The sequence below is a fragment of the uncultured Lactobacillus sp. genome, assembly GCF_947367125.1.
GTDB lineage: Bacteria > Bacillota > Bacilli > Lactobacillales > Lactobacillaceae > Lactobacillus.
In genome coordinates this window covers 15,876-37,456 of sequence record NZ_CANBCQ010000028.1, presented here as the reverse complement: position 1 = coordinate 37,456, position 21,581 = coordinate 15,876, and the positions used below count along the sequence as shown (strand labels likewise).

General features: G+C 40.2%; 18 protein-coding genes. All 18 read right to left on the bottom strand.

Features of this window, described 5'->3' with window-relative positions:
• The coding region (locus Q0Y84_RS08525; protein WP_297952692.1) for a BppU family phage baseplate upper protein at window positions 1-583 on the bottom strand (583 nt) is incomplete at its 3' end.
• On the bottom strand, window positions 543-773 hold the full coding sequence (locus Q0Y84_RS08520; RefSeq protein WP_297952690.1) for a hypothetical protein: 231 nt from the start codon (window positions 771-773) through the stop codon (window positions 543-545). The genes Q0Y84_RS08520 and Q0Y84_RS08525, both read right to left, overlap by 41 nt.
• A gap of 10 nt (window positions 774-783) precedes the next feature.
• Window positions 784-4,635, bottom strand: coding sequence for an endopeptidase (locus tag Q0Y84_RS08515; RefSeq protein WP_297952688.1), 3,852 nt, complete (start codon window positions 4,633-4,635; stop codon window positions 784-786).
• Complete coding sequence (locus Q0Y84_RS08510; RefSeq protein ID WP_297952686.1) at window positions 4,635-5,417, bottom strand: distal tail protein Dit; 783 nt, start codon at window positions 5,415-5,417, stop codon at window positions 4,635-4,637. The genes Q0Y84_RS08515 and Q0Y84_RS08510 overlap by 1 nt, the downstream gene beginning before the upstream one ends.
• Window positions 5,407-12,159: a phage tail tip lysozyme gene (locus tag Q0Y84_RS08505; protein WP_297952684.1), complete on the bottom strand. Its 6,753-nt coding sequence runs from the start codon at window positions 12,157-12,159 to the stop codon at window positions 5,407-5,409. The genes Q0Y84_RS08510 and Q0Y84_RS08505 overlap by 11 nt, the downstream gene beginning before the upstream one ends.
• Window positions 12,159-12,806: a Gp15 family bacteriophage protein gene (locus Q0Y84_RS08500; protein ID WP_297952682.1), complete on the bottom strand. Its 648-nt coding sequence runs from the start codon at window positions 12,804-12,806 to the stop codon at window positions 12,159-12,161. The genes Q0Y84_RS08505 and Q0Y84_RS08500 overlap by 1 nt, the downstream gene beginning before the upstream one ends.
• A gap of 9 nt (window positions 12,807-12,815) precedes the next feature.
• Window positions 12,816-13,250 (bottom strand): hypothetical protein, encoded by a 435-nt coding sequence (locus Q0Y84_RS08495; protein WP_297952680.1) that lies wholly within the window; start codon window positions 13,248-13,250, stop codon window positions 12,816-12,818.
• A 10-nt stretch (window positions 13,251-13,260) separates the two neighbouring features.
• Window positions 13,261-13,977, bottom strand: coding sequence for a phage capsid protein (locus Q0Y84_RS08490; protein WP_297952678.1), 717 nt, complete (start codon window positions 13,975-13,977; stop codon window positions 13,261-13,263).
• The gene (locus Q0Y84_RS08485) at window positions 13,978-14,412 is read right to left on the bottom strand and encodes a hypothetical protein (RefSeq protein ID WP_020993116.1); all 435 of its coding nucleotides are present in this window, start codon (window positions 14,410-14,412) and stop codon (window positions 13,978-13,980) included.
• On the bottom strand, window positions 14,412-14,801 hold the full coding sequence (locus tag Q0Y84_RS08480) for a minor capsid protein (protein WP_297952675.1): 390 nt from the start codon (window positions 14,799-14,801) through the stop codon (window positions 14,412-14,414). The genes Q0Y84_RS08485 and Q0Y84_RS08480 overlap by 1 nt, the downstream gene beginning before the upstream one ends.
• On the bottom strand, window positions 14,801-15,151 hold the full coding sequence (locus tag Q0Y84_RS08475) for a putative minor capsid protein (protein WP_297952673.1): 351 nt from the start codon (window positions 15,149-15,151) through the stop codon (window positions 14,801-14,803). The genes Q0Y84_RS08480 and Q0Y84_RS08475 overlap by 1 nt, the downstream gene beginning before the upstream one ends.
• Window positions 15,144-15,536 (bottom strand): hypothetical protein, encoded by a 393-nt coding sequence (locus tag Q0Y84_RS08470; RefSeq protein WP_297952671.1) that lies wholly within the window; start codon window positions 15,534-15,536, stop codon window positions 15,144-15,146. The genes Q0Y84_RS08475 and Q0Y84_RS08470 overlap by 8 nt, the downstream gene beginning before the upstream one ends.
• 15 nt (window positions 15,537-15,551) lie before the next feature.
• On the bottom strand, window positions 15,552-16,619 hold the full coding sequence (locus tag Q0Y84_RS08465) for a replication protein (RefSeq protein WP_297952669.1): 1,068 nt from the start codon (window positions 16,617-16,619) through the stop codon (window positions 15,552-15,554).
• A 9-nt stretch (window positions 16,620-16,628) separates the two neighbouring features.
• Entirely contained in the window at window positions 16,629-17,249 is a 621-nt protein-coding gene (locus Q0Y84_RS08460) for a phage scaffolding protein (RefSeq protein ID WP_297952667.1), read from the bottom strand.
• Window positions 17,250-17,339: 90 nt separating this feature from the next.
• Window positions 17,340-17,561 carry a hypothetical protein gene (locus tag Q0Y84_RS08455; RefSeq protein ID WP_297952666.1) on the bottom strand — a complete coding sequence of 74 codons (222 nt, stop codon included), beginning with the start codon at window positions 17,559-17,561 and terminating at the stop codon, window positions 17,340-17,342.
• Window positions 17,562-18,728 carry a phage minor capsid protein gene (locus Q0Y84_RS08450; protein ID WP_297952664.1) on the bottom strand — a complete coding sequence of 389 codons (1,167 nt, stop codon included), beginning with the start codon at window positions 18,726-18,728 and terminating at the stop codon, window positions 17,562-17,564. It lies immediately after the preceding gene.
• Entirely contained in the window at window positions 18,679-20,247 is a 1,569-nt protein-coding gene (locus Q0Y84_RS08445; protein ID WP_297952662.1) for a phage portal protein, read from the bottom strand. The genes Q0Y84_RS08450 and Q0Y84_RS08445 overlap by 50 nt, the downstream gene beginning before the upstream one ends.
• A gap of 68 nt (window positions 20,248-20,315) precedes the next feature.
• Window positions 20,316-21,572 carry a PBSX family phage terminase large subunit gene (locus Q0Y84_RS08440; protein ID WP_297952660.1) on the bottom strand — a complete coding sequence of 419 codons (1,257 nt, stop codon included), beginning with the start codon at window positions 21,570-21,572 and terminating at the stop codon, window positions 20,316-20,318.
• Between the last annotated feature and the right edge of the window lie 9 nt (window positions 21,573-21,581).

The window sequence follows — 21,581 nt, the reverse complement described above, 5'->3', positions numbered from 1 at the left end:
GGTCTTGGATAGCTTGAAGCTTAGTTCTTGCATCACTTAACTCATTTGCAATATCGTTTTGTCCATTAGAAATAGCCTGATTGATCTTGTCAGTCAGGCTATTAATTAGGTTTTGCGTTTGAGTTTCAGTATTGGCAATGGTTGCCCTATAGTGGGCTTCTAATGCAATCAAAGAGCTTACATACGAAGTATTGTCAGGCTTAAGTTGAGCAGAATTTACAATCGAAATATCAAAGTTAATTGTTGTATCAACATGCTCTATATCGGTTGTAAATTCAAATCGTGCTCCACCTGATTGCTGATAAGTTTGATCAGGGAAAATATAAGTGAATTTTCCAATCTTATCGTTGTCAGCTGATCTAATGAAATGGGTTGATTCATCATCAATGATAATTTTCCCACCATCTTTAATTTCTGAAAAAACGATTTTTTTACCAGTCAAGTTATAAGCGGTAACACCATCGTTATCAATTACAGTTATATCAACCTGTTTTCCTCGTTCATCCTGACTATACTTAAGCCTGGTTGAATCGGGTGAAATATTAATTTTGCTGATGTTTAGTACCAGCTTGTCGTTCGCCATTTACACCACCTCTCTTTTGCAATGATTCAACTTGATGCTTTAATTCAGCAATCAGGTTATCTTTTTGTGCTAGTTCTTCATCTTTTCGCTTTAACGCAATCTGCAAATGTGCAATTTGTAAAGCTTGCTGACCAATCATATTGCCTAAATTGCCAGCAAGAGTATATTCAAAATCTTTATCTTGATTCATATAGTCCTCCTTAATCAGCTCTATACCAGTGCTTTTTGCCAGTTTTTGTGTAAATTTTCATAACATACATATGACCATCATTACCGCCCATCATGGTTCCGAGGGCTTCGTGATAATTTCCATGCACATCATTGCTTAGTCCAACTCTTACAGCTTGATGATAATTGAGCATGCCTTCTGTCGAACTAGTCCTGTCCAAATCACTTGGATTAATAGTTACTCCTCCACCAAGATCAATGCTTGGTGTTGGTACAGTAATTTGATAACTATTTTGGAAGTTGTTAAAGGTGTTCTGCCACTGTTGATTCATTTCCTGAAGATCTGACTCAAACGTTAAACTACCCAAATCAACGCCATCTAAAGAACCAGCCTCTTCTGAACCATAGTCATCATCATTGCCTGGTGAATACGAATAGTCTGTTTGTCCTTGCCCTGCAAGATTACGCAATTTACCTCTATTTACGCCCTTGTCTGAGCCTTTCCAAATCCAGTGCTTAGTTCCTTTAATAGTAATCCAATCCGCAATCCAAGCACGAACCCATGACTTAATTCTATAGTAGGCATGTCCTGCAAAATTTCTTTGCGTAAGGACCTGGTTTTTATCATCACTAACTGTGATTTCGGACGGGTGTAATCTCGTGTAAAGATTACCATTGGTTAAAGCAATTTGACCTGATGACATCATAGACTGGTAACTATCGGACATAGCCCAGATAACATTACCGCCATTTAGTGGATTTAGAATACTGCGTGGGTTTCTAGTGCCAATGTAAATATTCATCGAGCCACCTTCAGTACCAATTTGAAGAGCGCTTTCCACTAGACAAGATTTTATATTGACGGCTTCAATAGTTCCGGCTTTAATTGCATCAGCATACATGCGCCCTTCTGAATCCAAGCCACCTCGTAAGGTTGTACCATCAGGATCAGTAAAAATAAGGCCATTGCCAGAAAACCACATATGTCCGCCACTGCCAGTTCTTGCAGATAAAGAAACAGGTTCTTGCCAATTTGGGTTAGCTTGAATAACTCCAGAGCCTGGATTTTTTACCCAATTGGTAATGTCATCCGCAAAGTTTTGAATCTCATTCATCTGATTTTCAAAAGTCTTTATGCTTACCAGGTTGGTCTTTATGTCTCGTCCATTTTGATCAACCTGATGCTGCACCAGCCCTAGATCATCCATAAGTTTGCGCTCAGCCGCCATACGATTGGAGCCTTCTTGAGCAAGCATATTCTTATACCTGCTTAGCAATCCTTGTGTATGACCAGTAGCACTTGCTACCTGACTAGCCGCATTTTTATCGGCTTGTTCAAGCAATAAGTGTTCATAAGACTTAGGCGGATCACCAATTGTAACTGACTCATAACATGAATCCTGCCCTTTCATCTGCCAAACGGTACCACTGACCTTGCCTTTTTCAATCTTGTCAAAACGGGCAAAATCAACATTTACCGTATCGTACATATTAAGAGCTAGTAAGTCGGCTTTGTTACCATCTAAATCAGCATAGCTGACAGTCATACTAATAGGAATAACGCCAATTTGATATTCTTTTAGTGAGCCAACGGCCGCTTGATACAATTGCTGAATATCAGTAGCAGTGGCTCTATAAGTGCCATCGTCTTGCAACCCAGATAAGTCTTGGTCATCATGTTTAATACAGTTAGATAGATCAAGCTTCATAATATGTGCGTTTTCAGGTGAATTATTAAATCCTGTTGGATAAATTACACCATTAACCACGTTATCTAAATCATCGGTTAATTCAACACGTACCGTTTGATCTTGAGGCGATGCTATAGTTTCATCAGAGCTTTCATCGTACGAGTTAGCACTCGAATCTGGAACTTGTGGCTCTAAATCATTATTACCGCTTGAACTACAGTACTCAGCTGGAATCCAACCGGTAACACCCTTATAGGTAACTTGATACCATGTTTTACCGTCTGCACCCTGCGCACTCTTAGAAATGTCAAACTCAATATTAGCAGGAATTGACCAGTTAGCCGCACTACCCTTTGAAGGGGTTGAATACATTTCGATCTTTCCGCGGTTTTTGCTAATATTGCTGATAATTTTGCTAGGCGATTCAGGAACAGTAGTTTTGCTTGCTTTCTTGTCAATATCTGAAGCTTTTACATAAGATCCATTACTTAATTTGTAATAAAGAACGCCGCCAACACGTACCTGACCATAATTAAGGTTATAGTACTTGTGCTTTTGGGTAATTGCCTTACCTCGTTGATAATTTGGATTACGGACAGGACGTTTCTTTTTGCCCTTACCCTTGTAAATGTATTTCTTCTTATGCTGTTTTCTAGCAGCAGTAAGGCTTAAGTGATGATATTGCACCTCCATCGTGCCCGTTTTCTTGTTAAGAGCGTATTTCTTTGCACCACTCTTAACCAAACCATAGCCCCGTGAAGAGTAGGCTTGAACATCACCGTTTTTATTTGTAGACAGGTGATCGCCATAAACCCATTGGTGAGGTCCGATTCTATACCAGGTCTTACCATTTTCATCAGTTGTTACATAGTCATACTTAAGCTTGGTGCCATTGTGAATCTTAATTTCATTACCGTGCTTGTCTTTAACTCTGAAGTGCTGTGAGCCTTGATCAGGCGAGTAATAAACATGAATATTCTTATATCCCTCAGTATATGAAACCGTACCAGTTCCATTAACAGGGTATCTAACCAGATTTCCTGCTGAATCAATTGCAGTATGAATATGACCAACTACATTATTAACAACATAGTCACCAGTCTTATCAAAATTAACAAAACTACCATCAATCCAACCACCAGAAGCTAAAGGATACCATTGATCGCCATTCATAGTATTAACTTGAAGCTGAACACCAGCCTTAATCGAACTAGAAACGGTTTGACCATCATTAATAGGTTTACCAAGCTGAATCTGCGTACCAGTTGTTAGCTGTCCAATCACTTGAGCACCTTTAACAGGTGCATTGTAAATGTCTACAGCACCTCTAGCGTTATAAGTAACCGTAGCAACACTATTCCAGTCAGTTAGGTCAGCTACACCGTTCCAATCAACATTGTTCAGTGTTGCAAGAGCAGGACCTGGATTATATGTAGCAAAAGCATAGATACCAACATACATATCGTTGATGGTCTTTTCTTGAGAATATGTCTGAATATTCTCACCGTATCTAACGGTAATATTCCTATCTTTGCCTGCATTTTCACGATGATAGATGGTGGTATTGTCAAAATAAAAGTCCCCGCCATATTGTGCGAGGACTGAATTACCTGGCTTATCACCCATTTGATCAGCGTCAAGTAATGCGTTTAAAGCATTTGTACTAGAAATATCGATGTTAGCATTTGCTACCTTAGTTACATTACTGTCATAGTTAAGTTCTGGAACTGGTTTAGCTAGGTGCCCTAGTATTTCACCAATGCACCATGAAGCAGTCACATTAGCCCCTGTAATTGGCTCTGATCCCTTAATAGGATTATTAACCAAATACTCACCAACAATATGCGTAGCATTCACTACGATATTTTGATCGCTTCTAAGCACTTCATTGATTCTAAATTTTTGGTGAGTCAAAATTCTGTTAATATCACCAACTATAACCTTTTCAACCTGAATTAACTTAATGAATTTACCATCTTCTGGATACGTTAACTGTAATGTAGGAATTTGATTAGCATTCCAAGTAGTTTTGCACTCACTATAATCAAATAGTGCTGCCTCGCCTTGTGTACTAGCATCATCTACAGCGTTAGCCATCAGTATCGGACATTGCATGACATCTTGATAAGGCGATTGTTCAGCATCTAATCCAATAGCATAACCAGTGTCTTCGGTTGTTGCCGTATCAGCCATTAAATTAATCGCCTCCATCTAGGAATAAATTCAGCTTTGTTCAAAGTCGAATTAGCATCCATAGGTTCAATTGAAATTGAATTGCTACCATCACCATCTGCATACAAAACAGGAGCAGTATTATTAGCTAATCGAATGTGATCGTTTAATAATCCATCGATCAAATAAGCGGCGGTGGGATCGTTGGTATATGCATTTCCCTCGTCGCCTTTTAAATAAATGTCACCATCAATGTTATTAAACTCATACGGTACATCGTTAACCTTGAGCATAAAATTGCCCTTGCCATTGATATGCCAGTCAGGCTTTACGTCAATATTCTCACGATTGTATACAGTACCGTTTCTGGGAAAATCCTGCCAATGAATGGAATCAACGTCATATTTATATGGTTGAAAATGAAAGGTAAACGTTGCATTTGTTCTTTCAAAATTCACTGGCGTAAACGTTGGTGCAGTAACTATCTGAGCTCTATATAAGTAATCAGAATTTCTGCTAAATCTCAGCCAGTCTTCATCACCATATAGCCAATTTTCGATGTCATTTTTCAGTTGCTCCCAGTCCTCGTATCTTCTAGGTAAATGAATGACCACATTTACGGGCGTTTCTGACGAATTATAAGTACTGTCGTTAGTAGCCCAGTCACCTGAACGCCCTGGAATTGACATCATTTGCTTTTTAGGCGCTGGTGCCAATGGATTGAAAGGAAATAAAACTTTAATACCGAAGTCAGTTGAGCTTCGGTTGTGAAAAATAATCTCACTATTATCATTAATGCCCACTTATGTTGTACCTCGAATTTCTATTAGATCTAATATTCATCCGCTTCATGACATGATAAATAGCCTCAGTAATCTTAGTCTTATCAAGATAGCTGTTAACTTGAATCACTTCATCTTGTGACGTAAGAATGCCTAAAGCCGCAAGTGCTTCATCAAACTTGTCGTTAATGGCTTGAATTTCAGCGTTTGTTTTGGTTAAGTCAACAACCTGTTGAGCTTGATTTTGATATTTCTGCGCATTGCCATCCTGAGCTTTGAAATTATCAAGAGTTGTCTGCATCAGAGCCAAAGCGCGGCTTCTTTGTGCTGGATCCCATGGAATGATCGATTCTGGTCCATTACCTTCACCTACCATAGCAAGTTCAGGCTTAGATACAATTCCACCACGTGCATAGCCTTTTAACCAGCCGACGATTTGCTTAGCTGCGGCTACGTGTTGAGCATCATAGCCACCACGTTCCCATTCTTGTGAAAATTCGTTGGCTAATTCGCCTGGTGAACCATGGCCTCTAGCAATTCTCTTAAAAGTTGCACTGTCTGAGCCATCACCGTTAACTGCAAAATTAATTTGCGTAGCTGGATCGGTCCATGATTTATGGTGTCGTCTAGCGTAAGCCTTTAGATTAGTTAAACGTGAGCCTAACCACTGCCCTAGCCCACTAGCTCCACCATTAGGATTCACTGCGGCTGGATTTAAACCGCCAGATTCAAATTCCCATGAGCCGATAATCCCAGCAAGTCCATTACGAGTAGCACCTGGAACGGCTTGTTTAATTGCTTTTGCAAGTGCTTTAGCTCTTGCTCCAACTGAACCGCCTAATTTAAATGCTGCTGCCATACCATTATCGCCGTACTTGTCAGCAATCTTCTGGATGGTTTTCCAGAACCCTGAACCTACTTGGTCTTTAATCTGCTTTTGCAACTTAGTATTTGCCTTAACGTCACCAGATTTATCGTTCTTAGAATGATAACCACGAATACGGCCGAAAAGAATTGGATGTGCAGGTGCAGCATCGATGCTGTCATAGCCAATATTAGGGTGTGATGTCGGTGAGTGAGCTGACCAATAAGTATTTTTATCTCTAACAATACCTACGTGTTCACCACCGCCAGAACCGTAAAAAACCAAGTCATTCATGCGCGCTTCTGAACGAGGAATATGTTCAACTTGACTATATTCAGTGCCAGAAGGAGCGGATAAATTAATGCCAAGTTTTCTAGCGGTATATTCAACCAAGCCTGAACAGTCAAAAGCGTCAGGTCCTTTAGCACCCCAAACATATGGCTTGCCCTTGGATACCTTAATAGCTTCTTTAAGTAATCCAGATACATCTCCAGCGCCATCATTGACCTTGTCATCAACCATTTTCCACAGTTGTGACCACCATTTAACGCCTTGATTTTCGCCCTTCTTTTTAGCTCCTTGGGCTAACTGATTAATTGCACCAGTAAGACCATTTATAGAGCTAAATAGAGCTTGTCCGGTTTTTTGAGGGTGTTCCCAATTGTTTTTAGCGATATGATACAGTTCTTTAAGTGCACCGGTACCTGTTGCAAAATGCTGAGGCTGTGTATAGCCTAATAGAGCTGTTTCGGTTGCGTTGAATACTTCTTGACCTGGTTTAAGGATTCTAGGAGTAAATCTACCAGGAACGACTTCAACATCACCTGTGTTTCTGTCCCAAATAGCTTCTTTATTACCAGTTTCAGGGCTGTCGTTACCGTCATTAAGGATTGCTAAGGTAGGTGCCGTAATTGGTCGCCTAATACCGCCTAAAGCACCAGTACCCGTTGCTAGTCTTGCCACTTTGTGAACAGTGTTCTTTGAACCGCCGAATTGACTTACTACAGTATCAATCTTGCCAATAGCCTGGTTAAGAACACCAAGAACGTCATTTAATCCGTCTCTAGCAGTTCTCTTCATCGAAGACCAGAATCTGCTAAATGCTGATTTAACACCACTTTGAATACTGGTCCATTGATGCTTAAATCTGTTGCCAAATTTACCTAAGTCACTGTCAATTTTTCCTTCACTATTTGAAGAATCCTTTTTTAAAGTATTCCACATAGTTTTGAAAGTCTTTTCGGTTTCAGACTTCATCTTGCTAAGAGTTTTCTTAGTCTCGTTAGCCAATTTCTTAAAGGCTTTGGCAAAATTGCCCTTGCCTTCGAGAGACTTAACGGCCTTTTCAGCTTGCTTAGCGATTGCAGAACCAAATTTAGACTTCTTAGTAGTTTGGTACAGTGCCTTAATGCGTTTAGCTGTTGAGCTAGAACGGCTTCCTAATGATTTAAGACCGCTAGAAGCATGTTTAGCGCTAGTCCTAATCTTTGATAGAGCTGATCGACTAGACTTGACACGACTAGTAAGTGTTTTAAGATTCTTGCTTAGCTTAGATACTGTCTTAGTACCTGTGAGTTGCAATTTGACCTTATGCTTGCCAGCTACCTTTTTAATACTTTTAGCCAGCTTAGTAATCGACTTGCTACCACTTGCTGATGCTTTTACTTTGACTTTGTGAGTGCCCTTGAGTCCTTTTAATGCCTTAGACAAAGCCTGAATGCTCTTAAGACCACTAACACTAGCCGCAACCGAAGCACCAGAACGTGAGTAGCCGCCGCTTGAATAACTTCTAGTTGAGTATCTCCTTGTAGAGTATGACCTACTCGAATAACCTGATGACTGTCTTCTTCTAGTTGTCGTTCTACGACGGCTGGAAGAAGCTTTACGCTTCTTTTTAGGGAGCTTGTACTTACGTTCAGCTTTAGTAAATTGTAAAAGCTTTAGATAACTTTCACGATTCAGTTTTTCAAGCTTACCAGTATTGTTTTTAGCCCCTGTGAGCCATTTTGAATCTACTAGGTAATATTTACCTTGTCGTTTAGTTGGTAAATCATGGTAACGAATACGGCTGTTTTTGCTTACTTTAATCGGTTTAGCCTTAGTGTAAGACATGAAACGCTTGAACAGCTTTTCGTTTATGTAGGTGCCTTTACCAGTATCTTTTTTAGAATCATAAAGCAAGCCTGTATCAACCAGAATAGTGCCCCGACGTTTTTTTACGTCAGCAGTAAAACTCTTGTGCTTTGGCCGTTTCTTAGTGCTCTTCTTGGATTCACTATCCTTCTTATGGTCTCTAGCTTGCTTTCTGCGAGCTTCTTTCTTAGCTAGCTGTAAATGCTCCTCATTGATATGTTGAAGCCGTTTGAGTGCCTTTTCTTCAACTTGAGAATAATTAACGCTAGGTAGGCTGATTCCGTAAGGTAATGAACCACTAGCAAAGTGAACAGCTTTACCAAATAGCTTAGCTGTATCACTAGCATTTACAACCTCATCGCCAGGTAGCAAAAAGCGTTTGAGATTGGCTCTATCTGGTAATAATTCCCACCAACCATTAGCATGAATGATTGATTCACGATTGTGTGTTTGCGGGCTGTCAGTGCCATCATTTAAGATAGCAGGAATAGGATACTTGTGTTTCCAGTCAGTACCTGAAGCGAAGTGCAAGAAATCAATAGTCTTTTTACCGCCGCCTAAGGCATGAATAACGTCGTTGACGCCACCGATGACGTTGTTAATTGTCCCAGTAAAGTCATCCTTGATAGTCTTGCCCCAGCCTTTGACTATTGAAGCAAGGCCACCCCAGAAGTTTTTCCAAGCACTATTCATGGTGCCTTTGAAGCTATTCCAGCCTTTATTAATTGAGTTCCACATGGAGTTCCAGTTTTTGACTGTCCCATTCCATGAAGACTTGGCCCATTTGTTAGTAGACTTCCAGAAATTGTTCCAATTTTTGCCCAGCCAGCCCTTAAATGAGTTCCAACGTGAACGCATGTCCTTTAGAGCTGTACTGAAGAATTTACCTTTCTTAAAAGCTCTAACATAACGATTGGAGTTTATGGCTTTCCAATTATTTGACCAAGCTTTGCTAAATAACTTTTTGAAGCTATTCCACTTAGACCTTGCGCTTTTCCAAGTAGAATTCCACGTTTTACCAAACTTTTTCTTGAAATTAGTGCCTTGTTTTTGAGCACTTCTCCAAGTTGAGTTCCATTTCTTGCTGAAGTCTTTGCTGAATGACTTCCAGCGAGACTTCATATCCTTTATAGCAGTTTGAAAAAATTTACCTTTTTTAAATGCCTTAACGTAACGACTGCTATTAACGCCTTTCCAGAAATTGTTCCAGCCTTTGCCAGTATCTTTCCAGAATTTTGACATCACCTTATGCGATTTTTCGATGCCTTGCTTCCAGCCTTTATGCATGTTACCTGGTAGATTGTGCATCCACTTGCCAAAGCTCTTAAAGCCGTTTTGCATGTTCTTAGCAAATTTATTTACAGCTTGTCGTGCTTTAGGATTGTTTTTCGCTATCAGGGCAGGAACGCCAGCCCACGGATTAACAAAGGTTAGCGCAAGTTCCTTACCATTCTTTTTGATAAAGGATTTTGATTTGCTGATACCCTTACCAAGGTTTTTGCCAACGTCTGAACCCCATTTGCCAATCTTACTGAACATGTCATGTGTTGACCAACCAAGATTCTCAAGGGACCAGAATTTCTTTGGTGGCTTTTTTCTTTGCCAGCCTTTAGTAAAGCTATTAACTGCTTTACCACCCCAGGCACCAACGACCTTGCCGATCTGAGCACCAATAGCTGCCCCCGCAGGACCACCAAACCAAAGGCCAATTCCACCGCCGATACCGGCGCCAATGCCTTTACCAATGTCTTGACTTCTTTTGTCAGCATTATGACGATCTTTAAATGCGCTCAGGAACTGTGAACCAGCATCGAGAGCAACACCAGCACCAGCTAAGCCAGTGCCAATTTTGCCCGCTGTAGTTAAGTTCTTAAAGCCGCCAGCGCTATGAGCAGATTGAAGCAAGCCAGTAAGTTTACCAGCGCCACCTTTTGAAGCGCTGAATAAACCGCGAACCCATTTAGCAGCACTGCGAGCGGCACTACCAATTCTTACGAAGCCTTGTTCAGTCTTGCTAAAGTCCTTAACGTCTTGAACACCTTTAAGACCAGCTCTTAGAGCTTTGATGTTTCTGTAAGCTTTATAACCTTTTTCACAAATTTTAAATAAGCCACCAGCCACATGGTCTAATCGCTTAATGGTAGCTATAGTAACCAAAGAAGCTGCAATTGTCTTAATAGCCCATTTTTGCTTTGCTAACCAATTTAAGGCTTCTGCTAAAACATGAATAGCACCGCCAGAAGCTTTACCATTTTTAGCAGTAATGCCGAACATGTTACCAATAGTAGTGATAATTGAGGCAAAATCTTTCCAGACCGCTTTAGCCAATTGACCACCAATACTTGCAACACTTGAAGCAATAGTCTTTAAATCCTTAGCGTGCCCACTAATCCAGCCAAACACACCTTTCAAGCCTCTATTAATGCCATTAATTGCACTATCAAGAGCTTTAGTAACATTGACGGTTTTGCCGCCAGAAAATGCCTTCATGACATTATTCATACCGGTTGATACCGTCTTACCTAATGCTTGAAATTCTTTGTTAGTCTTTTTGCTACTTACCCAATTAGCAACTGCCGCGTAGACAGGACTTTCCATTTTTGCAAGTGGCTTAGTAAATGCACCAAGCAAAACCGGCATTTGAGATTTAACAACACGTGTCATACCAGGAATAGTCTTGGTAAAGTTGCCGGTTGCCTTGTTGAACTTCTTACCAGCTTCAAGAACGACATTAATCATGTCCTGAGACTTAATTTTCCCGTCAGACATCATCTTGTTCATTTCTTGCATAGTCATATGACTGCTGTGGTGAATGCGCCGTTCATAATCCAGCAACATAGGCCGTAATTTAGGAAAGGTATTAACAATAGACATCATGTCTTGTGCTGATACTTTACCGTTGGCCATCATTTGACTGAACTGCGTGCCGAAGTTTTCCACAGCCGCATCAGTTTGACCAAAAGCATCCTGCAAAGTAAGGATAGACTTGGTTAACTCCCCGGTTTGTTTGGCGTTGTTGTTAATCGCATAGAACTTCTGAGATAACTGGTCGACCATTTCAGTACTGTTTTGCGCCGCAACAGCCATGTTATTGATCTGCTTAACCATTGCTTGCCCCTTTGAAGCTGAGTTGGTCAGCGTCAGCCAAGTAGCGTTCATGGTTTGTTGCTCTAAAGCGTATTGCTTAGCCTCTTGATACATTCCGCCTAAAGCACCCTTAACATCACCGAATGCACTTGTAGCGGCGTTAGAAATGACGTTTGCTGAAAAGATTGTCTTAAAAAGGCTATGTGTCTTTTCTCCACGCTCATTAATACCGTCAAAATGACTTTTAATTCTAGTAAAAACGCCGCCGGTATGGTCGGTAGCGTCAATGTCAGTATTATGTTTTTTTGGTAATTCGTTTGTCTTGTGCTTAGCTTCATCAACTTTACGGTTGAATTGAGAAGCGTCGGCATCTACTTTGGTTTCATGCTTTTTAGGTATTTTATCTAAATCACGTTTAGTTTCATTGATTTTAGTTTTAGCCTCGGAACTATCAACCTTGATTTTGGTTTTATGCTCCCTACCAATACTTTTATCAATGCTTTCACCGGTTGATTTAGCTTCACGTTTCACACTGTCAGCATTCTTTTTAAAAGAGCTATCCATATCCTTACCGGCATTTTTACCGATACGTTCCAGTTCTTCATTAACCGCATGTGAGTCGCTCTTCACCTTATTAACAGGAATATCAATATCAATTTTAATTGTACCGTCAGCCATTAGTTACCTCCTTTCCTTGCTTGATCTAATAACGAATCGAACATGCTAGATAAGCTACTACTGTTGAGGGCTTGCCGTTCTAGTTCTTCTTCAGTCTTAGAACCGTCAACAGCGTAATAGTTTTGAGCATCAAGTAGTTCTTGTTTAGCTGCAGGATCCTCAATCTTGCTAGGATCCTCACGTCTAATAGCAAGAATACGTTGAAAGTATGTCTTAGGACCTAAGCCATCAAATAAGGCTTTAAAAGTGGTCCAGTGCATCTTCCCACGCTCTTTATTAAGATCTATTCCATATTGATCAAAAAAAGAGGCGTAGATAGCACCAGCATCCCTCACATAGTCGAATTGCTTAGTAGCTTCTACGCCCCTTTCATCGTTTTTATCTGGCTCTTTAAGCCCATAAGGTTGATCAGTGATGATCTTTGAAATCACATCAAAAGCCTTGGTATAAAATTGCGGATCATCTGGTAAATCCTGATTTTTGTTGAAAAACAGTTTGCAGGATTGCCGCCATTTCTGAAATGGGCTAAGGTCCTTGTCTTCTTGCATTTGCAGATAAAGCAAAACAGTGTCAAAAGCTAGGTCAATATCATAAATTTTCCCATTCCACGCGAATTGTGTTGTAGGACTATGAGTAAGACTTAGCATAATCAGTCACTATCTTTCTGTATCGTACTTTTCAGTTGCGGCTTCATCCTTAGCTACATTAAGCACCTTGTCAGCAGTTTGGTTAATCTTACCGATGATTTGCGCACAAATTTCGGTTGAATTGCCCATAGCCTTATAGATTTCTTCACCTGCATCATCATCTTGTAGCAAAGCACTTAAGCCATCTATACAGGCTTTCTTGAACTTGTTTAAATCACTAGTAAGACGTTTGCGGCGTTCTGCTGGTGCTAAATCAAGCAATTCTTCTTCATAGTCGTCAGATGCTTGTTCTTGGTAAAGCTTGTCCACTTGACTAGCGATTAAGCTAGATTGAACACGGTAGTTATCGTCAAACTTGATTTTCCAGGTCTTTTCGATACCTGGGAGCTTAATTTCACGTACATTATTAAAATTCTTTAAGCCATCTAATTCAATTACACTCATTTAGTGCCTCCTAAGCTTGCTTATTCTTGTTATCTGAACCGCTAGCATTTGCGGCTGGAGTACCACCTTGAGGGGTAGTATTGCCCGCTTGAGTATTAGTAGTAGTTGTTTCTTCAACAATTACAGCTGGAACAAGGTCATCATCATTAGCCGCCTTCTTTGAAGAATCAACAAAAGCGCTATAGATCTTTGCTACACTGGTTGCAGTCATAGTTAATTGACCATTAAAGATCTTTGGCCGACCGTTAAAGTCAATGTTGAAACTGAAAGTTTGTTTTGCATTGGCGTTACCACCAGTAGGAACAATGTTTGAAATAGTACAACGCGCAATAATTGGTAAATTGTTCTTAATCCAAATAACACGGGTCTTAACAGATGTGCCAAACTTAAAGAACAACTTTTCTACAAAGTCTTGTGCTGGATCACCAACTTTGCGATTACCTGAAATAGCAATTTGAATTTGTTTACCGGTAACGTCGGTATCAGTAAAGCCGCCACCATCGTAATATGCGTCATTAGTGGTTGTTTCGTTGGCACTTGGTGTTTGACTAGTGATACCTGAGGCTACCCAAGCCCATGAGCCATTAGTTACATCGTCTAAGTCAACATCGCCTGCATTATCTACGTTTGGCTTAGTATCGATAAAAATACGATTGACAAAGTTTTCTGGAAAACCTGTATTGTCTGCCTTAGTACCAGGCATGAATTTAGTTTGTACTTCTGCCATTTAAAAAACTCCTCTTTGTTTGTAAATAAAAACAGCCACGTCCATTGAATACGTAACTGTTCCTTGTAAATCTTCTTGAATTTCTGCTGGTTCGTTAGGTACCTCAATTTGATCAAATACCCACGAGCCATTTTTACTAATTAAATCTTTTGTTTGATTCAGCAATTGTAAATACTGACTTAACTCAAATAACCGATTATGTGCTTCAGCTCTTGATTTAGTCCGCATAGTAATTGAGTAATTGTATTGCCAGTACTCTTCACCAGCCATGTCCATACTGACCATGTGGCTACCTGGATTAGGCACTAGACCAACTACATCATCTTTATCAAGATACTTGATCAGCACATGATCCTTATTGTAGGTAAAAAAGCCCGAATCAATTCGGCGATTGATGTTATTGACCAACGCTTCTTGTAAATCATTTACTAGCATTACTTCAGGTCCAATCCTTTCACAAAAGCTTCTTTGACATGATTCATGTCTTCTTTATGGCCTTTTAGCCGTAAATCCCACCGCCTAGACGTGCCAGGAGTAGTGTAATTGTGAATTCTAAAGGGACCACCGTACTTATTGGTAATAAAACCGTAAAATTGCGCCCTTGCATAAATTGCGCGGTACATAACACTTGAGCCATCTTCAGCAACGCTTGACATTCCTCTAAGAGTTGAGCCGCTTTCATCGTTGCCCTGTGATGAACTAGGCACATATTTATTCATTGCTTGAAGTGCATCATTAGCCATTAACTTACGTGCTCTTTTTAGGCTCTCAGCGCTTAGTTTACGGTTTAAGCCTGATAAATCTGCATGAACTTTTACACCCATCAGATCACCCACAATCTATATTGATAGACCTGATTAGTAAAAGGCTCGATGTCACGGTTAATTGTCTTAATCGTGTATTCATGGCCATTAAAAACAATTTTGTCGCCCTGATTTTGCTCCGTGAATTCATAGAACGGCTCCGAGTACGTAGACATGACCACAATTGTGGCATTTGCTACCACTTCACGGTCATTGTTTGAACCACTGTAGACGGTTCTAAGGCTAAATCTAACGTTATTAATCGTAGTCTCGCTAACTGTACCGCCTTCACCGTAAGGGTCATCTTGATCAACTGCAGCATGTTTAAGAATGATTGAATCCTGAAACATTAATTTAGGTGGTCTAAGCATAAGGAACACCTCGATAGAGCAAGCCAGCCCTATATAAATAGTCGTTAGCAAGATTATAGACACCGTTAGTGACAAAATTAGTTGGTGTGGTGCCTTTTGTTACGGTTGTACCGTCAACAGAAACACTCTTAACGTCTTTGTCAGACATTTCATAAGGCGTAGACGCACCAACATCATTAGAGTAATTAATTTGCAGGGTCAGGGCCTTTCTAAATAGGCGAACCCTTTCCTTGTCTGTGTCAGTGTCAATTGAATGAGACAAGTAATAAAAATTCGTTCTTGGATTAATCAGGTCTTCCGCATCTCGCTCCAACTTAGCAAATTTATCCTCTGGTGCCGTGCCGCCTAGGCCTTGATACGTCTTAAAATCTAACAGCGGTGTCATAATCTAGCCTCCTAACTACTTGCCTTGACCCTTGTCAGTGCCTTGATCAGCATTTTGCTTTGCCTTGTCAACGGCCTTTTGAGACTTTTGCTTTAAGACAAAGAATGGATCAAGTTTGAACTTGTACTCAACCAAATGGACCTTCTTAACGTCAACATCCTTAGGCATTGTCCAAGCTTCTTTCTTAGAAAAGTCTTCAGGTGTTGGGAAGTTTTCCTTTGTTGGTACAAATGATGGTTCAATTGACATACCAGCAGGGTGAATACAGCCGACGCGCTTTTGTACAACGGATTCACGTCCACCTTGCTTAAGTGGCTCATCTACTACTTGAGTGCCATACATTGAAGTTGAGTATCTAATGGCACCGTTACCGAACAGATATGCTACAGAAGTGCCATCATCGTTTACAGGAATATCGTCATCAATAACTACTTGCTTGCCATTATAGACGTTGATTGGAGTAGCACCGTTTGAAGGCTGAATAGTATCAATCAAATTTTGTGACTTCATCATCGCATAGGTAGTTGAGTTAACTGCAATAGCACTCAAAATATTTTCTGGTTGATCGCCCATGAGTGAAAGTGCTGCAATAAATCCCTTAGCACTGAAATTAGCGTCAGTTGGTGATTGCACTGTTAAGTCGAGCACCTTTGAATTAGCAATGTCATCGACTTGGAACATGCCTTTAAGGACTGCAAACAGCATAACTTGATCACTAGTATTCCAGAAATTAGCAAATCTTGAAGCGATTTGTTGTTGAATTGGCGCACCGGTCATAAGCCGTGAAAGATCAGTTTCACCGAAAGCCTTGTTTTGGTAGAACTTCATACCAACTTGTGAACCTGAAGTAAGGTTGTCTACAGGAATGTCAGCATCGTCGGTCCAATTGTTTGGCGTACCGTCTAAGTCGTTGATATATGGAATAGTGATCTTGGTACCAGGTTGATTTAAACGTCCACCTAAATCTGAATCGGCGGTCATAATACCTGATTTGATAAAATTATTGGTCTTTTCAGAAAGATTTTGTACCCAGTTGCCAAAGACGGTGGGAATAATCATATCTTTTAAATGTGTTTCAGCCATTTAAAACTCCTATCTATTAAATAATTGTGCCCATCTGTCAGGGTCTTTACGATACAACGCGGTTTGTTCGTCAAGACTCATTTCAGATGGCTTCTTTTCAACATCTGAATCATTGTTGCCACTAGACACAATATGCGGCGTGGGCTTTGATTCTGTTTTCTTTTCTTCCTGCTTGAACAGGAATGAATGATCCTTTTTAGCGGCTTCCAATTGGTCTTCAAAGCCTAGCAGGTTGCCGTTGTTGTCAACAGAGACCTTGTCCATGTCAATAAATGGTAAGACCGCCTTATTTTCAATTGCACCAGCTTTACCGAGTGCAGTAGAAACAGCAAAATCACGGTTCTGTTTTGCTAATTTAGCTTCATAATCCTTCTGAGTTTGCTTGTTAGCGTCCTTCAATTCAGCAATTTGGGCTTTTAAAGCGTCATTGTCGCCGGCTTGCTTGCCCAGGTCAGTCAATTGCTTGTCACGGTCTTTCAGTTGGTCTTTAAGATCGCCAATTTGAGTTTCAAAGTTATCAGCTTTAGAAGCCTTACTTTTTAATTCACTAACGTCTTTACCATATTGAGTCATGACAGCCTTTACTTGATCAGCATTCAAGCCCTGTTTTTCTAAAAATTCACGTTCCATATTTTTCTCCTAACGTTTAATTTATACGTGGTACGACCACGATAAGAGCATAAAAAATAAGCAGTTTTAAGACTTACTCGGGTCGATTGATTACTTTTCTTGATCTAAATCTTCAATTCGTAAATCAAGTATTGTAACAAGTGATTCCATGATGTCTCTTTGAACCTCCATGTATCCCAGTTGTTTCTTTGAAATGTCTGTATCGTTTGAAAAGATACTATCAATATCAAAAATCTTATTATTGAGTATATTTTGTTCTTCTTTTAGTTTCTTAATAACTTGATCTTTAGGTTTAGCTTGATAAAATGCCATTTAGTTCTCCTTTGCTATCTGTTCTCTTGAATATTGTCTTGCTAAGAAGTCGTGTTCCTTAACAATTTTTCTTAGTTTAGCTTGATAGCCACGAACGCCAGCAGAATACTTACTTATTCCGTCAGCATCCCCAGCACGCTTAGCTAGCTCTAGTTTGCGCTTACTTTTACGTACACTGCGTTCATAATAGCGTTGTTTCTGCTGTATTTTCATTTTTGCTACAGCTTCTTTAGGATCGTACTGCTTTTGGTAGTTATGTGATACGCCTTCAACATAAGTCCAAAGAGCATGACCGCAATTAACGCCTTGAGTGCCAGCCGGTGTGCCGTAACCATAGTCATAAATGCTCGGATATTCCTTCTTATATCTAGGGTCACTAGTCGGCACAATACACACCACTTTGCCTTGAATCGGTGCACATGCTGGACGGGCTGCGGGGTGTGAACTCATAACACAAAGTACGGAATCGAATTCTTGCATTGAATTAATACGCAAATCATTGCAAACACGTGAAGTGGTTGACTGAATCACTGTACGTGTGTAGCCCTCAAGGCTCCATTCATGACCTGCTTTGTCAATTAATGCTGAACTCATACCTTTATCACGCCATGAATAAATATTGTCCATTAGCGCTCTTTGAGGTGTCTTTTTACCTACAATTACATCGTTAACAGTTTTATTAATGATGTCTTGATAGGTTTTAGCAGCTGCATTTTGACCATAGTTACGAGTTAACAACGTTTGATTAACGTAATTATTAACACCTCTCATTGTCTGATTAACGTAACTATTGATAATTGCCCTAGACTGTAAAGAAACATCGTGAACGGGCTTTTTTAGCGTTCTAGCAAGTTTACGATTTAGTTGCTTAGTAACTTTTAGCCCATCTTTTTCGATTAAGTCATAAATTGCACGCCTAGAATAGCCGCTAGAGCGACTGATTAAGTTAACTACCTTGTCAGTTAATCCGCCTAGCTCTGATAATGCCTTTAAACGCCACTCCATTATCTTTTGTGGGTCTTTTTCAGCATTTACTAGCTCTGGACGTGTCTTTTTAAATGAATCAATCAAAATATAGAACATTTGCTGTTCTGTATAAGCGTAGTAGTCAGCAATATTACTTGCCTTCTCCATCATTTGAGCTTGTGTTATCTCTTGATCTGTCACTTGCTACACCACCCTCACTAGGGAACATTGACATTTCTTGTTCTGGCGGCTCTGGTGATTGCTCGTCTTGAATCTCACTTAACCATTGATCAGCTGTATTTTCATCAAGATTGTAGTTTCTCATCAAGAACTGCTTTTTAGGCAAAATTCCAGCTTGCACGGCTTGTAAATCACTTTGACGTTGGGCTTCTTGATCGACAAACACGCCATCGTTGAAGTCAGGCGTGATTGTCAGCTTATCGATGTCACCAGACCATCGAGCCTGTCTGTCACTCCACACATCAGGCGTTTGAAGTAGTTCAGCAATCGCATATACCAGCTGGTCAATCATCTTTTCAACTTGCGTCAAATATGATGATCTCGTCTGATAAGTCATTGAGTTGTTGGTTACCACTTCAGTTGCGGTCTGCACGCCACTAGGCGAAGTGGTAAAGGTGCCTTGGCTCAATCCGATTTCATTCTCAAACTCATGCAAGAAGAAATCCATTGAAGCCGTATACTGCTCCGTCCTGATTTGGATTGCTAAGTCTTTAAAGGTGCTAGAGTCATCATTACGGGCGTTAATTGGCACAAATACAGCATCGTCAGGGTCCCAGTACATCTGTGAACCTTCAGGAATCGGTTTGCCGTTGATCTGCGTTTGACGTCTTACCCACGTCTCCGGAATTGTGATACGCCTGTAGCCTGTCTTAACGTCCCATGCAAAGCCATCATGTGTGGCGTTGATGTCGTCTACCGTGTGCCAATAGTTGTCGCACAAGCCTAGACCTAATGGACTAGCTAGGCTCTTGTTGTTCGCTCCTGCATTACGGTAAAAGGCAAAAAGTGGCTTTTCTAAATGCTGAAAAGTCGATTGTGGTTGCAAGTCAGCATATTCATCAATTGAATTAAGTGGTACAAGCTCGCCGATATTGTTCGAATCACCAGATCTATAAAGCTCGTTTGTGATTGTGTAAGGTCGGTAAACATTGCCGTCAGCATCTACTTCTTTGCTACTGCCCCACTGATGAAACTCTAGCAAGGTATAGTAAACAGCTTCGTTGTTTTCAATTTTTCTAATTCGTCTGGACAATGCAATTTCATCCACCTTGGTTGTGTTTGAATTAAGTGGGTAAATATCGTCAGCGTCAGCATAACTAAGTTTTACTTTGTCATCTTCAACATAAGGTCGGATACCACCAGAGCCTAATGCAATCCATTTTTCTAGTTCCGTTTCAAACGTGGTATAAAAATTTTCACGCTTAAAAATGGTGCCTAGCAGGTCCTGAAGTGTGCTGTCATCGACTTTGATAGAACATTGCTCATTAAAGATAAGGGATGCAAGCCGCCTTGATGCCATCTTAGTGACATTAATCGAATTAAGTTTGCGCTTATGCTCGTTACCCATCGCATAGTACTTAACTTGTGGCAAGTCATCTTGATAGTAATTCTTTGCCTTGCGAATACGATCGTACTCTTCAGCAGGCACCTTAATACGTGGGTCATCGGTAATCGCTCTTAACGTTTTGTAATCTGCCATGCCTAGTTTTGCACCTCCTCTACGAAAAAACTGTTTAATTTTAGCCCATATACTCATATAATCACCGCCTATACGGACAAACCGAGTAGTTGTTCATTATCTAGCACACCATACTTTAAAGCGTCACAACTATGGTCGTATTCCTTAATGACACGTGGATTGTCGCTATTAACGGTAGCTGGGTCCCACTGATATTTTTTGTGTTCGTCTAAGAAAATATCGTTGCCTGGTGTTTTCAAAACATACAAACGCCCTTGTGCGGCTAAATCCTGAACACGGTCAATCATTTCAGCTTCACCTAATTTGTGAACCTTTGACCATTGCACATTGTACATTTGCCAATACTGCGTATAAATACCACCGTCAGCAGAATCAATAGTTTGGTTATAAGGCAAAACACCGTATTTATCAGTTATCTGATTGATAAAATCGTGTACTCGTTCCGCTTGTTCTGATGCTGATAATTTACGCTCGTACTTAGTAGGGTCGTAATAGAACGTATCTAAAACATAAACGTTGTATTTATTGGTAAATGCACACGCTACACAAGCTGTAGCAGACACCATAAAACCAGTATCCATGCCGTAAAAAATCTCAGTAATGTATTCATCATTAGGAATGTGATCCACAACTTTAAACAATTTCATGTTATAAACTTGCGTACCAAGCCCGACAGCCTCGCCTAAATACAGCCAACGGTAATAGTCGGGGTCGTTCTTTTTATACGTCTCAATTAGGTCTAATTGCTGTTTAGTGGTAAATCCTAATTCATCATCAAGGTAAGTACTCGAATCAACAAAATAATCTTTATCAGTTTCTCTTTGAGTTACCCACTCGTTTACCCACGCATATGGATTTCTTGGTGGGTTATAACTAATAAAGACCTTGACTTGATCTACAAAATCCGGCTTTTGTCTAATAAACGTAGGTACTGATTGATCAAATACTTCAACGCCCTTAAGGTTAGCAAATTCTTCAAACCATACGGCTATAACATCATCTACAATGTTTGATTTCAGCTTTGCTGGATCATTAGCACCATAAAAGTAGAATGTAGAGCCTGTTCTAATATGCTGAATAATCATAGGACTGACTCTAGTTCTGAACTCAGATTCAACGTCTAAAATGTTCATTGCCCAAAGAATTTGATTATAAACAGAGTCACGTAAGTATTGCTGATTCTCACGAATACAAATTACATTCACTTTCTTACCCTGTGAGATGTATTTCATCATCATTGTTACTAATTTGAGTGATATAACACTGGACTTAAAAGAGCCACGCCCACCTTTGCAAACGATATAAGGCTTGTCAGTAGTCCACATATCATAAAA